Source organism: Paenibacillus xylanexedens, from assembly GCF_017874615.1.
Classification (GTDB): Bacteria; Bacillota; Bacilli; order Paenibacillales; family Paenibacillaceae; genus Paenibacillus; species Paenibacillus xylanexedens.
The window spans coordinates 89,992-106,002 of record NZ_JAGIKV010000002.1 but is presented as its reverse complement, the minus strand read 5'-3'; the positions used below and the strand labels follow the sequence as shown (position 1 = coordinate 106,002).

General features: G+C 44.6%; 17 protein-coding genes. 12 read left to right on the top strand and 5 right to left on the bottom strand.

From position 1 onward, the window contains the following. Window positions 1-155 precede the first annotated feature (155 nt). Window positions 156-1,004: a DegV family protein gene (locus tag J2Z28_RS02780; RefSeq protein WP_211081105.1), complete on the bottom strand. Its 849-nt coding sequence runs from the start codon at window positions 1,002-1,004 to the stop codon at window positions 156-158. A gap of 105 nt (window positions 1,005-1,109) precedes the next feature. Further along, on the bottom strand, window positions 1,110-1,460 hold the full coding sequence (locus J2Z28_RS02775; protein ID WP_211081104.1) for a hypothetical protein: 351 nt from the start codon (window positions 1,458-1,460) through the stop codon (window positions 1,110-1,112). 214 nt (window positions 1,461-1,674) lie between these two features. Here J2Z28_RS02775 and J2Z28_RS02770 point away from each other — a divergent pair, with 214 nt between their 5' ends. After that, window positions 1,675-2,061 carry a DUF423 domain-containing protein gene (locus tag J2Z28_RS02770; RefSeq protein ID WP_017689551.1) on the top strand — a complete coding sequence of 129 codons (387 nt, stop codon included), beginning with the start codon at window positions 1,675-1,677 and terminating at the stop codon, window positions 2,059-2,061. A 124-nt stretch (window positions 2,062-2,185) separates the two neighbouring features. Here J2Z28_RS02770 and J2Z28_RS02765 read toward each other — a convergent pair whose 3' ends face one another. Beyond that, a complete protein-coding gene (locus J2Z28_RS02765; RefSeq protein WP_017689550.1) occupies window positions 2,186-2,758 on the bottom strand; it encodes a hypothetical protein in 573 nt (190 codons plus the stop codon). Between the two features lie 463 nt (window positions 2,759-3,221). Here J2Z28_RS02765 and J2Z28_RS02760 point away from each other — a divergent pair, with 463 nt between their 5' ends. The 3 genes from J2Z28_RS02760 to J2Z28_RS02750 all read left to right on the top strand — a co-directional run bounded on the left by J2Z28_RS02760 (window position 3,222) and on the right by J2Z28_RS02750 (window position 4,758). Continuing rightward, the gene (locus tag J2Z28_RS02760; protein ID WP_211081103.1) at window positions 3,222-3,482 is read left to right on the top strand and encodes a hypothetical protein; all 261 of its coding nucleotides are present in this window, start codon (window positions 3,222-3,224) and stop codon (window positions 3,480-3,482) included. A 145-nt stretch (window positions 3,483-3,627) separates the two neighbouring features. Beyond that, a complete protein-coding gene (locus tag J2Z28_RS02755) occupies window positions 3,628-4,233 on the top strand; it encodes a hypothetical protein (RefSeq protein WP_211081102.1) in 606 nt (201 codons plus the stop codon). Between the two features lie 222 nt (window positions 4,234-4,455). Then, window positions 4,456-4,758: a YunC family protein gene (locus tag J2Z28_RS02750; protein WP_211081101.1), complete on the top strand. Its 303-nt coding sequence runs from the start codon at window positions 4,456-4,458 to the stop codon at window positions 4,756-4,758. Window positions 4,759-4,868: 110 nt separating this feature from the next. On the opposite strand, the gene mtnA is transcribed toward J2Z28_RS02750, so the two are convergent. Both mtnA and mtnK read right to left on the bottom strand, forming a co-directional pair. Then, on the bottom strand, window positions 4,869-5,960 hold the full coding sequence (gene mtnA / locus J2Z28_RS02745) for an S-methyl-5-thioribose-1-phosphate isomerase (RefSeq protein WP_211081100.1): 1,092 nt from the start codon (window positions 5,958-5,960) through the stop codon (window positions 4,869-4,871). Between the two features lie 23 nt (window positions 5,961-5,983). After that, window positions 5,984-7,201, bottom strand: coding sequence for an S-methyl-5-thioribose kinase (mtnK, locus tag J2Z28_RS02740; protein ID WP_211081099.1), 1,218 nt, complete (start codon window positions 7,199-7,201; stop codon window positions 5,984-5,986). 297 nt (window positions 7,202-7,498) lie between these two features. Between mtnK and J2Z28_RS02735 the strand changes: the two genes are divergently transcribed. The 8 genes from J2Z28_RS02735 (at window position 7,499) to J2Z28_RS02700 (ending at window position 15,859) form a co-directional block, all read left to right on the top strand. Beyond that, window positions 7,499-7,960 (top strand): Dps family protein, encoded by a 462-nt coding sequence (locus J2Z28_RS02735; RefSeq protein WP_017689542.1) that lies wholly within the window; start codon window positions 7,499-7,501, stop codon window positions 7,958-7,960. Between the two features lie 125 nt (window positions 7,961-8,085). Next, a complete protein-coding gene (locus J2Z28_RS02730; protein WP_211081098.1) occupies window positions 8,086-8,661 on the top strand; it encodes a DUF1802 family protein in 576 nt (191 codons plus the stop codon). A 378-nt stretch (window positions 8,662-9,039) separates the two neighbouring features. Beyond that, entirely contained in the window at window positions 9,040-9,822 is a 783-nt protein-coding gene (gene sufC / locus J2Z28_RS02725) for a Fe-S cluster assembly ATPase SufC (protein WP_017689540.1), read from the top strand. Window positions 9,823-9,847: 25 nt separating this feature from the next. Continuing rightward, a complete protein-coding gene (gene sufD / locus J2Z28_RS02720) occupies window positions 9,848-11,152 on the top strand; it encodes a Fe-S cluster assembly protein SufD (RefSeq protein WP_036609929.1) in 1,305 nt (434 codons plus the stop codon). Beyond that, window positions 11,149-12,369: a cysteine desulfurase gene (locus J2Z28_RS02715; protein ID WP_211081097.1), complete on the top strand. Its 1,221-nt coding sequence runs from the start codon at window positions 11,149-11,151 to the stop codon at window positions 12,367-12,369. Before sufD ends, J2Z28_RS02715 begins: the two co-directional genes overlap by 4 nt. Further along, window positions 12,359-12,790, top strand: a complete 432-nt coding sequence (gene sufU / locus J2Z28_RS02710; protein ID WP_017689537.1) for a Fe-S cluster assembly sulfur transfer protein SufU — start codon at window positions 12,359-12,361, stop codon at window positions 12,788-12,790. The genes J2Z28_RS02715 and sufU overlap by 11 nt, the downstream gene beginning before the upstream one ends. A gap of 20 nt (window positions 12,791-12,810) precedes the next feature. Continuing rightward, window positions 12,811-14,208, top strand: a complete 1,398-nt coding sequence (gene sufB / locus J2Z28_RS02705; protein WP_036669904.1) for a Fe-S cluster assembly protein SufB — start codon at window positions 12,811-12,813, stop codon at window positions 14,206-14,208. Between the two features lie 301 nt (window positions 14,209-14,509). Next, window positions 14,510-15,859, top strand: coding sequence for a jacalin-like lectin (locus J2Z28_RS02700; protein ID WP_211081096.1), 1,350 nt, complete (start codon window positions 14,510-14,512; stop codon window positions 15,857-15,859). The last annotated feature ends 152 nt before the right edge of the window (window positions 15,860-16,011 follow it).

Genomic DNA, 16,011 nt, shown 5'->3' with positions numbered 1-16,011 from the left:
TCAAAAGTTCAGCAAAAATATTAAAGGGCATCCTGAGCGATTAAGCTCGGAATGCCCTTTTTAGTTGTATCGGTATGCCAGTCCAAGTATTGGATGTACCACATACAGATTTAGAAGAAAGGATTAGGTAATACGATACGATGTAACGTGTAATACTATAAAACAGTGCTATAGATGATTCCAATCGTTTTCGGGCCACAGTGACTGCATACTACACAACCAGCAGTGGTCAGTTCCACACGGGCACCCGTTTGTTCCTGCAAAGACTTCTGCAAATCAAGCGCATCCTCTTCAGCCATGGTGTGCACAACAATCAGCAGGTCTGGATCGATCTGATCCTTCTGGCTGAGCGTATTATTCAGCATTTGTTCCAGAGCTTTTTCCCGTTTGCCGCGCACTTTATAGGCAGGTGCCATCTTGCCATCTGTTACCCGGATGACAGGACGAATCTTCAACAGGCTTCCAATCAGGTTTTGCATGCCCGAACAGCGTCCGCCCTTATGCAGATACTCCAGTGTATCGATGACAAACTCCGTGCGTACATTTGATTTCATCGCCTCAATCAGGTGTGTAATCTGAGTCAGGTTTTGCCCTTTATCAGCAGCATGTACAGCTTTCATCACCATCAGCGCAATTCCTGATGAGAGATTCTGTGAGTCAATGACCGATATTCGACCTTCCGGGAACTCGGAACTCGCTAGTCGTGCATTTTGATAGGTAGAGGAAAGTTCAGAAGATAAGCTGATATATAGAATCTCATCCCCTTGATCTATGTAAGGTTGAAATGCCGTTATGAAGTCAGCGGGGGAAGGTGCAGCCGTTTTAGGAAGACGCCCATCTTGGCTAACACGTTCATATAGCTGTTCAGGCTTAATCTCAGCACCGTCTTTCAGTGATTCTTCACCGAACACGACATACAAAGGGATGATACCGATATCGTGCTGCTGGATCCATTCTGGAGCCAGATCACTTGTGCTGTCCGCAAAAATTTTGATTCGTGACATGTCAATCTCCTTTGAAAACAATGATTTTGGCAAAAAATATAGATTATACTTATGTGTAAACCCATTCATTTTAATTATAAGGAAACATGACGCTGATGCAAAGTGTTACATCAGCGTCATGCCTACCAAGATAAGTCCAACGAATAACAGAATCATGATCCCATTTAATAGGGTTCCGATAATGGCAAAAACTTTCTTTCGATTCTTGAGGACAAGACCAATAATTCCGACGATGCCTCCGGCCAGATTGAGAATCAGGCAGACCAGGATGGCTAATGAAGCCAGAGCCACTGCTGGATGCAAGGCGATCTCTTCTGTCTGCAACGGGGTGAGAACTCCGATGGACTCGTTTACAGCCATGGTGGCAATAAAGAATATCAGAATATAACCCAAGATTGCAACCAACCCAATGACAAAGCTGGCGATCCCAGGTCCGGAATGTTTCAGTGGTGCCATTGGTTGCCTCTCATGATCTGGCGGGTAGGCTTCATACCCATTGTTATTGTATGGATCTGCATGGCCAGTTTTCTACGATATTTAGGGTAGGGATAGGTTTGGTAAGTATAAACAGACATATGATCTTTGACGCTCTGTCCCGACTGGTAAAGGAGGAGTGGATTCGCTACAATAATAGGAGTGAATTGTAGTTAAATTAAGGGAGAGAACTTATATGCAACGAAGATGGATGATGCTTGGAGCAGTAATGACCATGCTATCGGTGGCGATTGGTGCGTTTGGTGCTCACATGCTCAAGGATACGATTGGGCCGGCGGCCATCGCTACATATGAGACGGGTGTGCAATATCACATGATTCATGCATTGGCCTTGCTCATTATTGGCTTGACGGCTGGTCAACTTGGAGCATCGACAAAACTGAAGTGGGCAGCGCGTCTGTTGTTTATCGGAATTATTGTGTTCTCAGGCAGCTTGTATGTGCTTAGTATTTCTGGCATCAAGATTCTGGGTGCCATCACACCGATTGGTGGGGTAGCCTTTATTGCCGGATGGTTGTTATTGGCATTAGATGTGTGGCAACGAGGTAAGGATCGCTCCTGATCGGTCCAAACAAATCTCGGAGGGTTCAATCCTGCATGAACCATTGAACTAAAAAAGCAACTTGCGTTAGAATGTCCCGTCATTCTAACGCAAGTTGCTTTTTGTTTTAATCTGATGAAGTTAGTTACAGAAACTCATCGATTTCATTGGTTCGGAACGTATACACCTGTTTTTCATCGACATGGTAGATGCTCACAATACTGGTATCTCGATCAAAATTCAGAATACGGCAAGGAATGCTCTGATGTTTACCGTTTTTGTTATTGACAACAATACGGGTTAGTTTATTCTCTTTAATGAGTGTGTCAATCCACGCATCAAACGAGTTTCCATCGGAAACATTGGATGTTTGGGTGGCAGGTTTTGTCTCACTAACCGGTTGTTCTTGTAGATTCTGTGTTTTGACTGGAGCAGGTGAGGCAGGTGTCTGAGCTGCAGTGGACGCCTTCTGTGCTGCGTTGGCTTTTTTGCGCTCGTTGTGAAGTGTGACGAAAGAGTCCTTCTTGGACTGGAGTGTCGCTTCAATAATTTTGCCTAGCTCTATGCCGGATTGAATCCGAAAGTCCGCAATTTGTTCTTCATTGTTTATGAACTCCAACAGGGACTGCAGTGCCAATGCATTTGAGCGGCTCTTAATAAGTATATCGACATTAAATAAAAAGCCGATGTCCTCTTGATTGGATAAGGTTTCTTTCATTCATCCCAGCCCCGTTAAAAAGTATGTCAGCTCAAAAAAACGCTTCAATTCACTATATCATTAAAAAGGAAATTATCATAGTGCTAGAGACGCAGAAATATGCCGAAACACATGGGCGAATATCACAAATAAACCTTATTATTCACGACTTTTAGAAGGGGTCCACGAGACATCCAGAATGAGGGAAACAACATTCGTGACCTGTGGAACAGGAGGTGGATCGGGAAATTTGTTGACCGATGCAGTCCATTATTGTTGGAGAGCGCGTATTGGCATGTGCGGAGCAACTTATCGCACCTCATTTTGGAGTAGAGTCGCAAAGTGCTGGTACATGTAAATAATGAACCCGTATGAGATAACATTCATCTTATGCCCATTGTATTTGTTTGTACTCTGACGTTTAACAACCGCCTTCTCATTATTATGTTACAATATGCTCATCACACATTAAGGAATGAAGACCATGCATCAAGAGGACAGTGTATTTGAACAGATTATGAAGCAGAAAAGATTGAAGCCTGTCAAGCCTGAAACTACAAAAGTTCAAGTGAAACAAATACATAAAAAGAAACTAGCTCAGGAGCAATTAAGTGATTTGGATGTCCAGTTCAAAAAGTCGGTAGCTGAATCAATAGACCGCAGTGTACTTCATAGACGTGTACTGGGAATTAGAAGAGAGTTAACGGAGATAAGACGATTAAAGAATGATGAGCATACGTTTTAAGGTAGGCCCAATTCAACTCACCTTGGGTGAGGGGGCTTTTATTAGTGTTTATTCCCTGCGTTCTAATCCCTTCTATTGAATCCCATAGACCCACTACTTTTGGCATGGTATAATAATTCCATAATTTAGGAAACGAGGTCTACGTATGAAGAAGTTGGTTTTATCGTTTTTAGTTTTATTATTGTTTGTCGTTTCAACTACATATGCACCCGCACCTGCAACAGCAGCTACTAAGTACGATTTTAAAAATGTCAATTGGGGCATGACAGTCAATCAGGTTAAAAAGAAAGAAAAATCAAAGATATTGGAAACAGTAAAGAGTAAAGATTTTACCTACGTAGTTTATAAAACAAAAGGATTTAGGAAGAATGCGAATCTGTATTACTTGTTTTACAAAAACAAATTAGTCCGTGCAATGTATGTATTTGACCCAAACAATACTAATGGAACTACAATGCACTTGATAGGTGAATATTTCAGTTTAAAGCGAGATCTATTTGATACATATGACAGATCTATTAACAACAGAGACATTCTTGATCGAAGCGGCAAGCGTGTCACTATGTATGATGGCGAAGAGAAAGATCTAGCTGCTGGAAAGATAAGCTATCAATGCTATTGGATAGTAGATAAGAAAAAAACACACATTAGTCTTTCCCTCTCTATCTTTGGAAACTTTTTAATTAATCGAGTAATCTACAGCGATAACACTCTGGACTTCGACATCGATAAAGTCATGGATTCTATGTAAGTATAGGTTAAGTCAGTGGAAGAGCTGCCTCATTTCTGAGGTGGCTTTTTATATTCCAACTAAGCATATTTCTAATATCTAAGTCTGCGAAGAGAATTAGCAACAATATATTTAAACTGTAAGTACCTACATTTTCTCAAACACGGCAGGTGTCCACACGACAATCCAGAATGAGGCATACAATTATCGTGACCTGTGGAAGAGGAGGTGGATCGGGAAATTATGGTGACGATGGAGCCCATTGTAGTTGGAGAGCATGTATTGGTAGGGGTAGAAGTCAAGCTGCCCAAAACAACGTTGTTGACCATTAACACATCCAAAGGATATATCATGTGCGGAGCACTCGACGTGGGATTACTTAATGAGAAGCTCGGGGATCGCAAAATTATTGCGGCTCGGGCGGTTGGTGTGCGTACACTGGAGCAATTGTTGCATGCACCTATGGAGTCGGTGACAACAGAAGCCGAGGCCATGGGCATTACGATTGGTATGACGGGTGTAGAGGCTTTGTTGAAAATGATCTAATCACGCTAAAGAAGGGCTCCCCGTATGGGAAGCCCTTCTTTAGCTTCTTAGCGTCCTAATACAGAGCCGGGCACATCAGTAGCCAATGGCTCTATACACGAATTTTATTCTTAAATACTCTCATTAAATTCAGCTTCTTCCTTCGCGAACAAGGCAGCCAGATTTTCTTGGAAAGGTGCGCGAACAACGCCTTTTTCCGTGATAATAGCTGTTACATATTCGTTAGGCGTTACGTCAAATGCTGGATTGTATACTTTAACACCTTGCGGTGCTGTACGTTTACCAAATCCTTCAGTGACTTCTTCCGCAGCGCGTTCTTCAATCGGAATGAGGTCCCCGGATGGAGTGGACAAGTCGATAGTCGACAATGGGCTCGCTACATAGAACGGAATATTATGAGCCTTGGCAAGCAAGGCCACACTGTAAGTTCCGATTTTGTTAGCTACGTCACCGTTAGCTGCAACACGATCAGTTCCGACGATAACGGCTTGAATCCAGCCTTTGGACATCACCATGCCTGCCATGTTATCACAGAGCAGCGTAACGTCAATGCCGGCTTGCTGTAACTCAAATGCAGTCAGGCGTGCACCCTGAAGTACAGGACGAGTTTCGTCTGCAAATACTTTCAGGTGAATGCCACGTTCCTGTGCGAGATACATTGGAGCGGTTGCTGTACCGTATTTCGCAGTAGCTAGTCCGCCTGCGTTGCAGTGAGTAAGTACACCCATACCATCTTCGAACAAAGGCAGTGCATTCTCGCCGATCATGCGGCATACTTCTTCGTCTTCTTTCTGAATCAACAGAGCTTCTACTTCAAGAGCATCATTGCCCTCATCCAGGCTCAGGCCGGATTCAACGACCTCATTTGATTTTTGCATCATGCGATCCAGTGCCCAGAATAGGTTGACCGCTGTTGGACGGGAAGTAGCCAGATGAGCACATATGGATTTTACGTGGTCCAACCAACCTTGAACGGTTGTTCCGTCATATGATTTGGCACCCAATACAACACCAAATGCGGCAGCAATACCAATCGCTGGAGCACCGCGTACTTTCATGGAGTGGATGGATTCCCATACTTCCTCGGGTGTATACAGTTTCAACATGAGGATCGTTTCGGGCAACAGACGCTGGTCAAGCATTTCAAGCTTGTCCTTTTTCCAGATGAGAGAGGACAGAGGCTGATATTCAGGGGTTGTCATGGGTGGTACCTCCGTTCCTTATGTTAAACCTTAGTAGTAGTAACAGCTGTGGATACAATATCCAGTACTTCGCCGATGGTATTCAAGCGACGATTGTTCTTGATCAATGCTTTACCAATGGACAACGCTTTACGCTGAGCATGTTCACGTTCAGTCGCATTTGGAATGGTATCTATATCCGCCACGTGAGCAAGTCCCACGATACGACGAACCATCTTGGCACCTGCGAAGCCGATCGAATCTCTGAACAATTGTTGCACATACAGATCCTGATAGCCTGCAGTTTTTGCCATCGGATCAACGAGGTCGTTAACCCAGAGGGCACGGAAACGAGATTCGAATTCAGTCCATACATCACGAACCATTTTCAGCAAAAGCGTCTCACGTTCATGCAAAGCAGTCTCATCCTGAATCCATCCTGGCAGGGATGCGTAATTCAAGAGCAGGTTCGCAAGGACTGCACCGACATCAAATCCCATGGGGCCGTAATATGCAAATTCGGGATCGATGACCTTGGTTGATTCAGGTGTAACAAAAATACTGCCTGTATGCAGATCCCCATGAAGCAATGCCTGCCCATGTGTCAGGAATTTTTCCCGCAGCAAGGCCACTTCAAGGTGAAGTTCTCCATCTGTGCGAAGGGCTTCAGCCTCGTCCTCAATGGAAACATCATAATTATTTTTCTCAGCGATCCGGTAGGGTTCATCAAAGATCAGATCCTCCGTTATTTTGCATTGGTCCGGATTAATGAATCTGCCCTGTTGTTCCTTCTTCAATTGCTGATTCATGCCCAAGTCGGATGTGAAAAACAGCGTTCTTGCCATGAATTCCCCAATATGCTGTGCAAAAAGAGGATAGGAAACACCTTCGATCAGGCCTTTGCGCATGATCACATGATCACTCAGATCTTCCATAACCGTTAACGCGAGGTCATCATCGTAATGATACACTTCGGGTACCATCCCTGGACACAGACGATACTCTTCCTGAAGAATCTCACGTTCAATTCGGGCACGTACCAGAGAGAGCGGCCATGATTCTCCAACCACTTTCGCATAAGGAAGCGCTTGTTTGATAATGATACTTTTATCGGAGTTCTGATCCGTGATGTGGAATACCAAATTCAGATTGCCATCGCCGATCTCGTGACAATCCAGATTTGCATCTGCCGCAAATGGACCCGGTAATGTTTTGGCCAGTTCAATTGCATCCTGGGGGGTAAACGGGCGATATTGGGACAAAGGTGCCACCTCCATATATATGAAGAAACAGGAAAACCCACTTCTTTGCTTGGTATATGTCAGTATATCGGAAATAGCGCGGTTTTTGAACTTTTTTTTGAGACAAGTCAAGTCGATCCTGATTCGAACTTCCGGTTCAAGGGTAAAAACAAATAGGCCGGACGGTTGAGAGAAACGCCGTTAACAAGGCTCTCCACTACATGTGGTGACACATTATTAACTCTCTGTTATGTATTGCGGGACAACCTGCTTATCATGGCATGACAGACTAATTTTAAATAAAAGGATGGGATTAATATGGCTACAAAAAACAAAACAGATCAAGCAAAATCGGTGGAACAAGTACTTAATCGTCAGGTAGCTAACCTGAACGTATTGTATGTCAAAATCCATAACTATCACTGGTACGTTAAAGGACCTAACTTCTTCACGTTGCATGTGAAATTCGAAGAATTCTACAACGAAGTTACAGTACAAATGGATGAAATCGCAGAGCGTATCCTTACACTGAAAGGTAGCCCGGCGGCTACAATGAAAGAGTATCTGGAGCTTTCTTCTATCCAAGAAGCAGCAGGCGGAGAAGACGCAAAAACAATGGTGCAAAACCTGATCGAGGACTTCGCTACACTTTCGAATGAATATCAGGAAGGTATCGAAGTTGCAGATGCAGCTGAAGATCAACCAACATCCGATATGCTGACAGGCTTCAAGGCTGACCTGGAGAAACACATGTGGATGCTTCGCTCTTTCCTGGGTTAATATAGCCAAGATTTTGCTTAATACAAGTGGGTTTCTTACGTAAGCTTTTTGATCCCCGATCATGTTGTCAGAAACGCCCTAAGCGTCTATACTGCTGACAAGAACGATTGGGGAGGGAACCGCTTATGTTAGAACCGACGATACCGGCTTTAAAAGAATGGGCTTCTGCAATCAAAGCGCTGGAAACGGGTCGCCAGATTATGGTGATGCGCAAAGGCGGGATTGTAGAGGAAACCCGACATTTCGAGCTGAAAAGTCCGGCGTTTTACCTGTATCCGACTTATGAACATCAGCGTAAAGAACTGATTAAGTCCTCGGATCAATCCTATGTTGAAGAATCACTGGCCGAATGGGTGCCCGAAGCTTCGACAATCCGTATTACAGCATATGCTGAAGTAACGCAGGATCTGGAGATACGAGATCAGGAGATGCTGGATCGACTTCTTGACTTTCATATGTGGACAGCGGATTTTGCCGAAGACCGTTTGAAATGGAAACGGAAAGATCCGCTCCATGTATTGATTTTACGTGTGTACCTTTTGGAAGAACCGATGGAAATCCCCGTACTGCCTGAATATAATGGTTGCCGTTCATGGATTTCTATTCCGAATGGTCCGGTGCCGCGCGAAATGACGCCGGTGGTGGACGTTGCGGATTTTGACGAACAGGTACAGAAGATTAACGAGATGCTCAAATTGTAAATGGTAACGTTATTTAACGGAGGGACTTGTCCATAATATGGATGAGTCCTTTTTTTAGATTAGTGTACAGCAGATGACATAAAAGCTTGAATTGCTGTGATTTTTCTCACTGTGCATTTGTGCTTAAGATGTTTTCTGATTTGATTCAATTTGTCTTTTACTATAGAATCAGAAAGAATAAGGTTTCATGCAAGGGACAAAGGTTCTTAGGAAATGACTTGATTATCATTGAGAATCAGTTTAGAATTATTCTAAAGTGTTCTTGCTTTAAGAATCGAGTACAGGAGAAATTCAGGGGAAGCCCTGTTCAGATATAATAGGCGCTTTTTCGTTTTCGACAACTAACATCAATTTAATCAATGGAGGGAAACAATACACATGGCTACGAATTTCGTCATTGAAGGTCTGAAAGCGACGATCGAAGGTAAGGAAATCCTGAAAGGCATCAACCTGGAAATGAAAGGTGGAGAAATCCACGCAATCATGGGTCCGAACGGAACAGGTAAATCTACTCTGGCTTCTGCATTGATGGGTCACCCGAAATATGAAGTAACAGACGGTACAATTACACTTGATGGTGAAGATGTATTGGATATGGCTGTAGATGAGCGCGCACGTGCAGGTCTCTTCCTGGCTATGCAATACCCAAGCGAAATTGCAGGTGTTACGAACTCCGACTTCTTGCGTAGTGCAATTAACGCACGTCGTGGCGAAGGTAATGAGATCTCCCTGATCAAGTTCATTCGTCAAATGGAAGGTAAAATGAAAGAACTCGACATGAACCCTGAGTTCGCTCACCGTTACCTGAATGAAGGTTTCTCCGGTGGTGAGAAAAAACGTAACGAGATTCTGCAAATGATGCTGCTTGATCCAAAAATCGTAGTACTTGATGAAATTGACTCCGGTCTGGACATCGATGCTTTGAAAATCGTGGCTGACGGTGTGAACGCTATGAAGAGCGAAGATCGTGGCTTCCTGATCATCACTCACTACCAACGTCTGTTGAACTACATTACGCCTGACTATGTTCACGTAATGATGCAAGGTCGTATCGTGAAATCCGGCGGACCTGAATTGGCTCACCGTCTGGAAGCTGAAGGATATGACTGGGTAAAGGCAGAGCTGGGAATTACAGACGAAACTGTAGGCCAAGAAGCGTAAAGACAAAACGGAGGAGGATTAATCAATGACTACACAAACAATTCTTCCGGTTGAATCTGAAGCGCTTCGCGCCTTGTCGGAAAGCAACAATGAACCCGGCTGGTTGACCGAACAGCGGCTCGAAGCTTTAAAGCTTGCGAGCGGGCTTGCGCTTCCTAAACTGGAAAAACAAAAAATCGAACGCTGGAATGTCAGCGAGTACGGAACATATAAAACAAGTGAAGCTATTTCTTCTTTGACAGAAGTACCTGCTTCTATTAAAGATCTGGTTCAGGATCAAGCTGAAGGCAGTCTGGTTATCCAGCGCAATTCCGGTACGGTATACTCCAAGGTGTCTGCTGATCTGGCAGCAAAAGGAGTTATCTTCACGGATCTGGCTACAGCGGTTCGCGAACATGGCGATCTGGTAAAACAATATCTGAACACAGCAGTGAAAGCGGATGAGCATTCCCTCGCTGCATTGCATGCGGCACTTTGGAATGGCGGGGTCTTCCTGTATGTTCCGAAAAATGTCGAAATCGAAGTACCACTGCAAGCAGTGTTGCTTACGGACGACGCATCTGCAACGTTTGCACCTCACGTGCTTGTAGTTGCAGAAGCAAACAGTTCCGTAACTTATGTTGATAACTATGTATCTGGCGAATTGTCCGCACCTGTTTTCCATAATGGTGTTGTGGAAGTATTCGCAAAATCCGGTGCTAAAGTACGTTTCGCATCGGTTCATCAACTGAGTGTGAATGTAACTGATGTTTCATTCCGTCGTGCAGTGTTGGAGAATGATGCTTCCATCGAGTGGATTGTAGGCGAAATGAACAATGGCGACACAGCGAGCAACACGATGACCGTGCTGAAAGGCAATGGATCAAGTTCTGATTCCAAAGTCATCGCTGTAGGTTCCGGTTCGCAGAAAATCAACTACACCACAGAAGCTCGTCACTTCGGCAAGAATACACCAAGTCAGATGATTACACGTGCAGTTATGCGTGAAGAAGCTTCTGCAATCATTAACGGAATCACGAAGATTGAGAAAGGCGCTACCAAAGCCGATGGACAGCAGACAGAGAAAGTGTTGATGCTGAGCCCTAAAGCACGTGGAGATGCGAACCCAATCCTCCTTATTGATGAAGATGATGTAACAGCAGGTCACGCGGCTTCTGTTGGTCAAGTCAATGCCGAGCAGATTCATTACTTGATGTCGCGCGGAATTAACCGTACGGATGCCGAACGCCTGATCATCTATGGCTTCCTGGCTCCGGTGGTGGCGGATATTCCTCTGGAAGCACTGCGTACCCAATTGCAGTCCCTGATTGAGAAGAAGCTGGGACAATGAACCCGTCCATTCGCGAGCAGTTCCCGATCCTCCACCAGGAAATCAACGGACACCCGCTCGTATATTTAGATAGTGCTGCAACTTCACAGAAGCCTCATGCTGTGATTGAAGCAGTCAAACATTATTATGAGTTTGAGAACTCCAACGTACACCGCGGTGTTCATACCCTTGGAAGCCGTGCAACGGACGCCTATGAAGGCGCACGTGAGAAGGTAGCCAAGTTTATCAATGCCCGCCGTACACAGGAGATTATCTTTACCCGCGGGACAACGACAGCCCTGAATCTGGTGGCTTCATCGTATGCCCGAGCCAATTGCAAAGAAGGCGATGAAATTGTTATCACGCAAATGGAGCACCATAGTAATCTGATTCCTTGGCAGCAGGTTGCCAAGGAGACAGGTGCAACATTGAAATACATCCCGCTTCAGCCTGACGGTCATATTGAATTGGCTGATGTCGAGAAGACGATTACGAACAATACTAAAATTGTAGCAATCGCTTATGTATCCAATGTTATGGGTCTGATCCATCCTGTGAAACAAATTGCTGAAATTGCACACCGCAATGGTGCTGTCATCGTTGTTGATGGTGCACAAAGCACACCTCACATGAAGGTGGACGTTCAGGATCTGGACTGTGATTTCTATGCATTATCCGGTCATAAAATGTGCGGACCAACCGGAATCGGTGCACTCTACGGCAAAAAGGCGCTGCTGGAGTCCATGGAACCCATTGAGTTCGGCGGTGAAATGATTGATGATGTGGGTCTGTACGAATCCAACTGGAAAGAGCTTCCCTGGAAGTTCGAAGGTGGAACCCCGATTATCGCAGGTGCGGTAGGGTTGGGAGCTGCCATTGATTTTCTGGAGCAGATTGGTATGGATGAGATCGCACATCATGAGAGTGTGCTGGCAGCTTATGCAACAGAACGACTGGCCGAAATTGATGGGTTAACGATCTATGGCCCAGCCAAGCGGCATGTGGGTGTCGTTACCTTTAACCTGGGTGATGTTCATCCGCATGATGTGGCAACCGTGCTGGATGCGAGTGGCGTAGCCATTCGTGCCGGACACCATTGCTGTCAACCGCTAATGCGCTGGCTTGAAGTTAGCTCAACAGCTCGTGCCAGCTTCTATCTATACAATAACGAACAAGATGTAGATCGGCTTGTGAGCGCCTTAATCCAGACAAAGGAGTATTTTGGCGATGCAACTTGATGATCTGTACAGACGTGTTATAATGGACCACTACAAAAACCCGCGTAACCGCGGAACATTTGATAATGACGCTGTCACGGTGAATTTGAACAATCCAACGTGCGGCGACCGGATTTCACTGCAAATTTTGCTGAAAGACGGAATCGTCCAGGAAGCCAAATATACGGGTGAAGGCTGCTCCATCAGCATGTCCTCTGCATCGATGATGACAGAGGCCGTCAAAGGCAAAACGATGGAACAGGCACTCGATATCGCTAACCGTTTTTCCTCACTGATGAAAGGTGAAGAAGTCGATTTCGACGATTATGAAGATCTCGAAGCCCTATCCGGTGTGAACAAGTTCCCTGCACGCATCAAATGTGCCACTCTGGCCTGGAATGCATTACGCAAAGGGATTGACGAAGAGAACAAAGTACAATAACGATAGGGAGGTAGAGCAAGATGGCTAAAAAAGCACCAGAAATGGAAGAGTACAAATATGGTTTTCGCGACGAGCACAAATCCATCTTTCAAACCGGTAAAGGTCTGACTGCAGAAGTGGTTACCGAGATTTCCAAGATTAAGAATGAACCGGAATGGATGTTGGAATTCCGTTTGAAATCCTTGAAACAATTCGAAAAGATGCCAATGCCGAAATGGGGCGGAGATCTCGACGGATTGGATTTCAATGAGATTCAGTATTATGTACGTGCTTCGGAGAAACAAGGTAAAACATGGGAGGAAGTTCCTTCCGAAATCAAGGAAACCTTTGATAAATTGGGTATCCCTGAAGCAGAGCAAAAGTTCCTTGCAGGTGTATCGGCTCAGTATGAGTCCGAGGTTGTATACCACAACATGCAAAAGGAATTGGAAGACCAAGGTGTAATCTTCATGGATACGGATACGGCTCTCAGAGAGCATCCGGAAATCCTGCGTGAATATTTTGCAACGGTTATTCCGCCAGCAGATAACAAATTTGCTGCATTGAATAGTGCGGTATGGTCCGGAGGAAGCTTCATCTACGTGCCTAAGGGCGTTAAATGTGAAGTACCTCTGCAAGCCTACTTCCGGATTAACTCCGAGAATATGGGACAATTCGAGCGTACACTCATCATTGCCGACGAAGATAGTTTCGTTCACTATGTAGAGGGCTGTACAGCTCCAATCTACAGCACGAACTCACTGCATAGTGCGGTCGTTGAGATTATCTGTAAGAAAAATGCCCGTGTTCGTTACACAACGATCCAAAACTGGGCACCAAACATCTACAACCTCGTTACGAAACGTGCAGTTGCAGAAGAAAATGCAACAATGGAATGGGTCGATGGTAACATCGGTTCCAAACTGACAATGAAATATCCTGCGGTTGTATTGAAAGGCCGTGGAGCTAAAGGTTCCGTACTCTCCATCGCTGTAGCTGGTAAAAACCAGCATCAGGATGCAGGTGCGAAAATGATCCACTTGGCTCCGGATACAACATCTACGATCGTATCCAAATCCATCAGTAAACATGGTGGTAAAGTAACGTACCGTGGTTTGGCTTCCTTTGGACGTCAAGCTGAGGGCGCGAAATCCAACATCAAGTGTGATACACTCATTCTCGATAATGAGTCCACATCGGATACAATTCCTTACAATGAAATCATGAATGATAACATCATGCTGGAGCATGAAGCTACAGTATCCAAAGTGTCTGAGGATCAACTCTTCTACCTGATGAGCCGTGGTCTGACGGATGCAGAAGCAACACAGATGATTATCATGGGCTTCATTGAGCCATTCACGAAGGAATTGCCAATGGAATACGCTGTTGAGATGAATAGATTGATCAAGTTCGAAATGGAAGGTTCCATTGGTTAATCCAATGCAACGCCTTTCGAAGCCGTAAAGCTGAAGCTAGTTGCTGATGTTAAGCGGTAGATATCGTTTTATGTGATCGAATACCCTCTAGAGCAGACTTTTTAAAAAGTCTCTCAAGGGGGTATTTTTATTCAAAAAATCTGGGGATAACAGTGATTAGAAGGTTATTCTGTTATCGGAGTGGCAAGCGGAAATATTCTTTAGTTCAATTTGTATATTTACAAATGAATAGACCAGCGTTATTCTTCCATTAACGAATATTACATATATTTGAATAGATTCTAATATGAGGAGGGGTATGATGCGAAGAAGTATAGTTAAAAAAGGAGCAGCCTTGGTATTGTCTGCTGTTGTTGCCTTTACGAGCTCTCCGTTATTTTTATCAACGGCGAGTGCTGCAGAAGGTGGATCGGTATCGGGTTCATTCAACGTACTTAGTTACAATGTAGGTGGTCTTCCGGACCTGGTATCCAGTTCCAACCCCAAGGAGTACACCGTTCAGATTTCCCCAAAATTAAATGACTATGACATCATTAATGTGCAAGAGGATTTTAATTATCATAATGAGCTGATCTCCCAAGTCACTCTGCCGTATCTTACGACAACAAGCGGAATTGCGGGTTTTGGTAGTGGGTTAAACAGTCTGTCCAAATATCCATTCCGTGACTTGAAACGTATTACCTGGGATAAGCGATCTGGTGTTTTTGACAATGGAAGTGATGAATTGACTCCAAAAGGATTTACAGCAGCTACATATGAGATCACACCTCAGGTGAAAGTGGACGTGTACAACTTGCATGCGGACGCGGGTAGAGATGATAAATCGCTTGAGGCCAGACGAGATAATATCAGACAACTCTCCAATTACATCAAGGAGCACTCGGACGGGAATGCGGTTATCGTATTTGGGGATACCAATACACGGTATACCCGTGCCGCTGACAATATAGAGTTGCTCATGTCTGAGAATGGTTTAAGCGATCCGTGGATCGATTTGATTCGAGGTGGGAGTATTCCCGCTGATGGAGAAGCCCTTATGGATGCAACCAATTTAAATGGACCCAACTATGAGATCGTGGACAAAATTTTGTATCGCGGAAGTAAAGCGTTGTCTCTGAATGCACAGAGCTACCGTCTAGAAAATCAAACATTTGTTGATCCGAGTGGGAAGCAACTCTCCGATCATTATCCGATTACAGCGGAATTTGTGTACAGCACATCTTCTCAGTACCAACTTAGTTCAACGATTGGTGGATCTGGAGGAACTGGGTTTAATGATCTGAATCAGATTCCCGATGCCAGACCCAGTTCCGTTGCGCTTAACTCGGGCAACCGTGTAGACGGCATTTCAACGTTGTACAGGGATGGAACGAACCTGGCACATGGCGGCCAATCGAATATTACCACACTAAACCTGGCGGAGGGAGAGTACTTAACCCAGGCAACCATTAGTCAGGGGACACGAAATGGAGATAAACGGATCTTTTACGTGGAGTTGTCGACCAATCTTGGAAATAAGATTGAAGGCGGACAAAAGACATCGGATCAAATTAAACTTGAGGCACCAGTAGGGTGGTATATAGCCGGATTTTATGGAAGAGCAGGACAGGAATTAGATCAGCTAGGCGCCATATACAGACCTCTGAATTAGAAGAGAGTAGTGCTTAAAATGAAATAATAATATATACATCTCATAGAGTGTTCATAACGGCATAGCGCGCCGCTTGGAATATACGTTGGAGAGAGACCATAAGGTTTCCCTAATGATATTCTGAGCGGTATTTTTGTGGAATAAAATAAGAC

Excerpts from the sequence above, each read along its gene's own strand:
- J2Z28_RS02750 (WP_211081101.1), top strand. The coding sequence starts at position 4,456 with ATGGTGACGATGGAGCCCATTGTAGTTGGAGAGCATGTATTGGTAGGG.
- J2Z28_RS02760 (WP_211081103.1), top strand. The coding sequence starts at position 3,222 with ATGCATCAAGAGGACAGTGTATTTGAACAGATTATGAAGCAGAAAAGA.
- J2Z28_RS02780 (WP_211081105.1), bottom strand. The coding sequence starts at position 1,004 with ATGTCACGAATCAAAATTTTTGCGGACAGCACAAGTGATCTGGCTCCA.
- J2Z28_RS02765 (WP_017689550.1), bottom strand. The coding sequence starts at position 2,758 with ATGAAAGAAACCTTATCCAATCAAGAGGACATCGGCTTTTTATTTAAT.
- sufD (WP_036609929.1), top strand. The coding sequence starts at position 9,848 with ATGACTACACAAACAATTCTTCCGGTTGAATCTGAAGCGCTTCGCGCC.
- mtnA (WP_211081100.1), bottom strand. The coding sequence starts at position 5,960 with ATGACAACCCCTGAATATCAGCCTCTGTCCTCTCTCATCTGGAAAAAG.
- sufB (WP_036669904.1), top strand. The coding sequence starts at position 12,811 with ATGGCTAAAAAAGCACCAGAAATGGAAGAGTACAAATATGGTTTTCGC.
- J2Z28_RS02700 (WP_211081096.1), top strand. The coding sequence starts at position 14,510 with ATGCGAAGAAGTATAGTTAAAAAAGGAGCAGCCTTGGTATTGTCTGCT.
- sufC (WP_017689540.1), top strand. The coding sequence starts at position 9,040 with ATGGCTACGAATTTCGTCATTGAAGGTCTGAAAGCGACGATCGAAGGT.
- J2Z28_RS02755 (WP_211081102.1), top strand. The coding sequence starts at position 3,628 with ATGAAGAAGTTGGTTTTATCGTTTTTAGTTTTATTATTGTTTGTCGTT.
- J2Z28_RS02775 (WP_211081104.1), bottom strand. The coding sequence starts at position 1,460 with ATGGCACCACTGAAACATTCCGGACCTGGGATCGCCAGCTTTGTCATT.
- J2Z28_RS02735 (WP_017689542.1), top strand. The coding sequence starts at position 7,499 with ATGGCTACAAAAAACAAAACAGATCAAGCAAAATCGGTGGAACAAGTA.
- J2Z28_RS02770 (WP_017689551.1), top strand. The coding sequence starts at position 1,675 with ATGCAACGAAGATGGATGATGCTTGGAGCAGTAATGACCATGCTATCG.
- sufU (WP_017689537.1), top strand. The coding sequence starts at position 12,359 with ATGCAACTTGATGATCTGTACAGACGTGTTATAATGGACCACTACAAA.
- J2Z28_RS02715 (WP_211081097.1), top strand. The coding sequence starts at position 11,149 with ATGAACCCGTCCATTCGCGAGCAGTTCCCGATCCTCCACCAGGAAATC.
- J2Z28_RS02730 (WP_211081098.1), top strand. The coding sequence starts at position 8,086 with ATGTTAGAACCGACGATACCGGCTTTAAAAGAATGGGCTTCTGCAATC.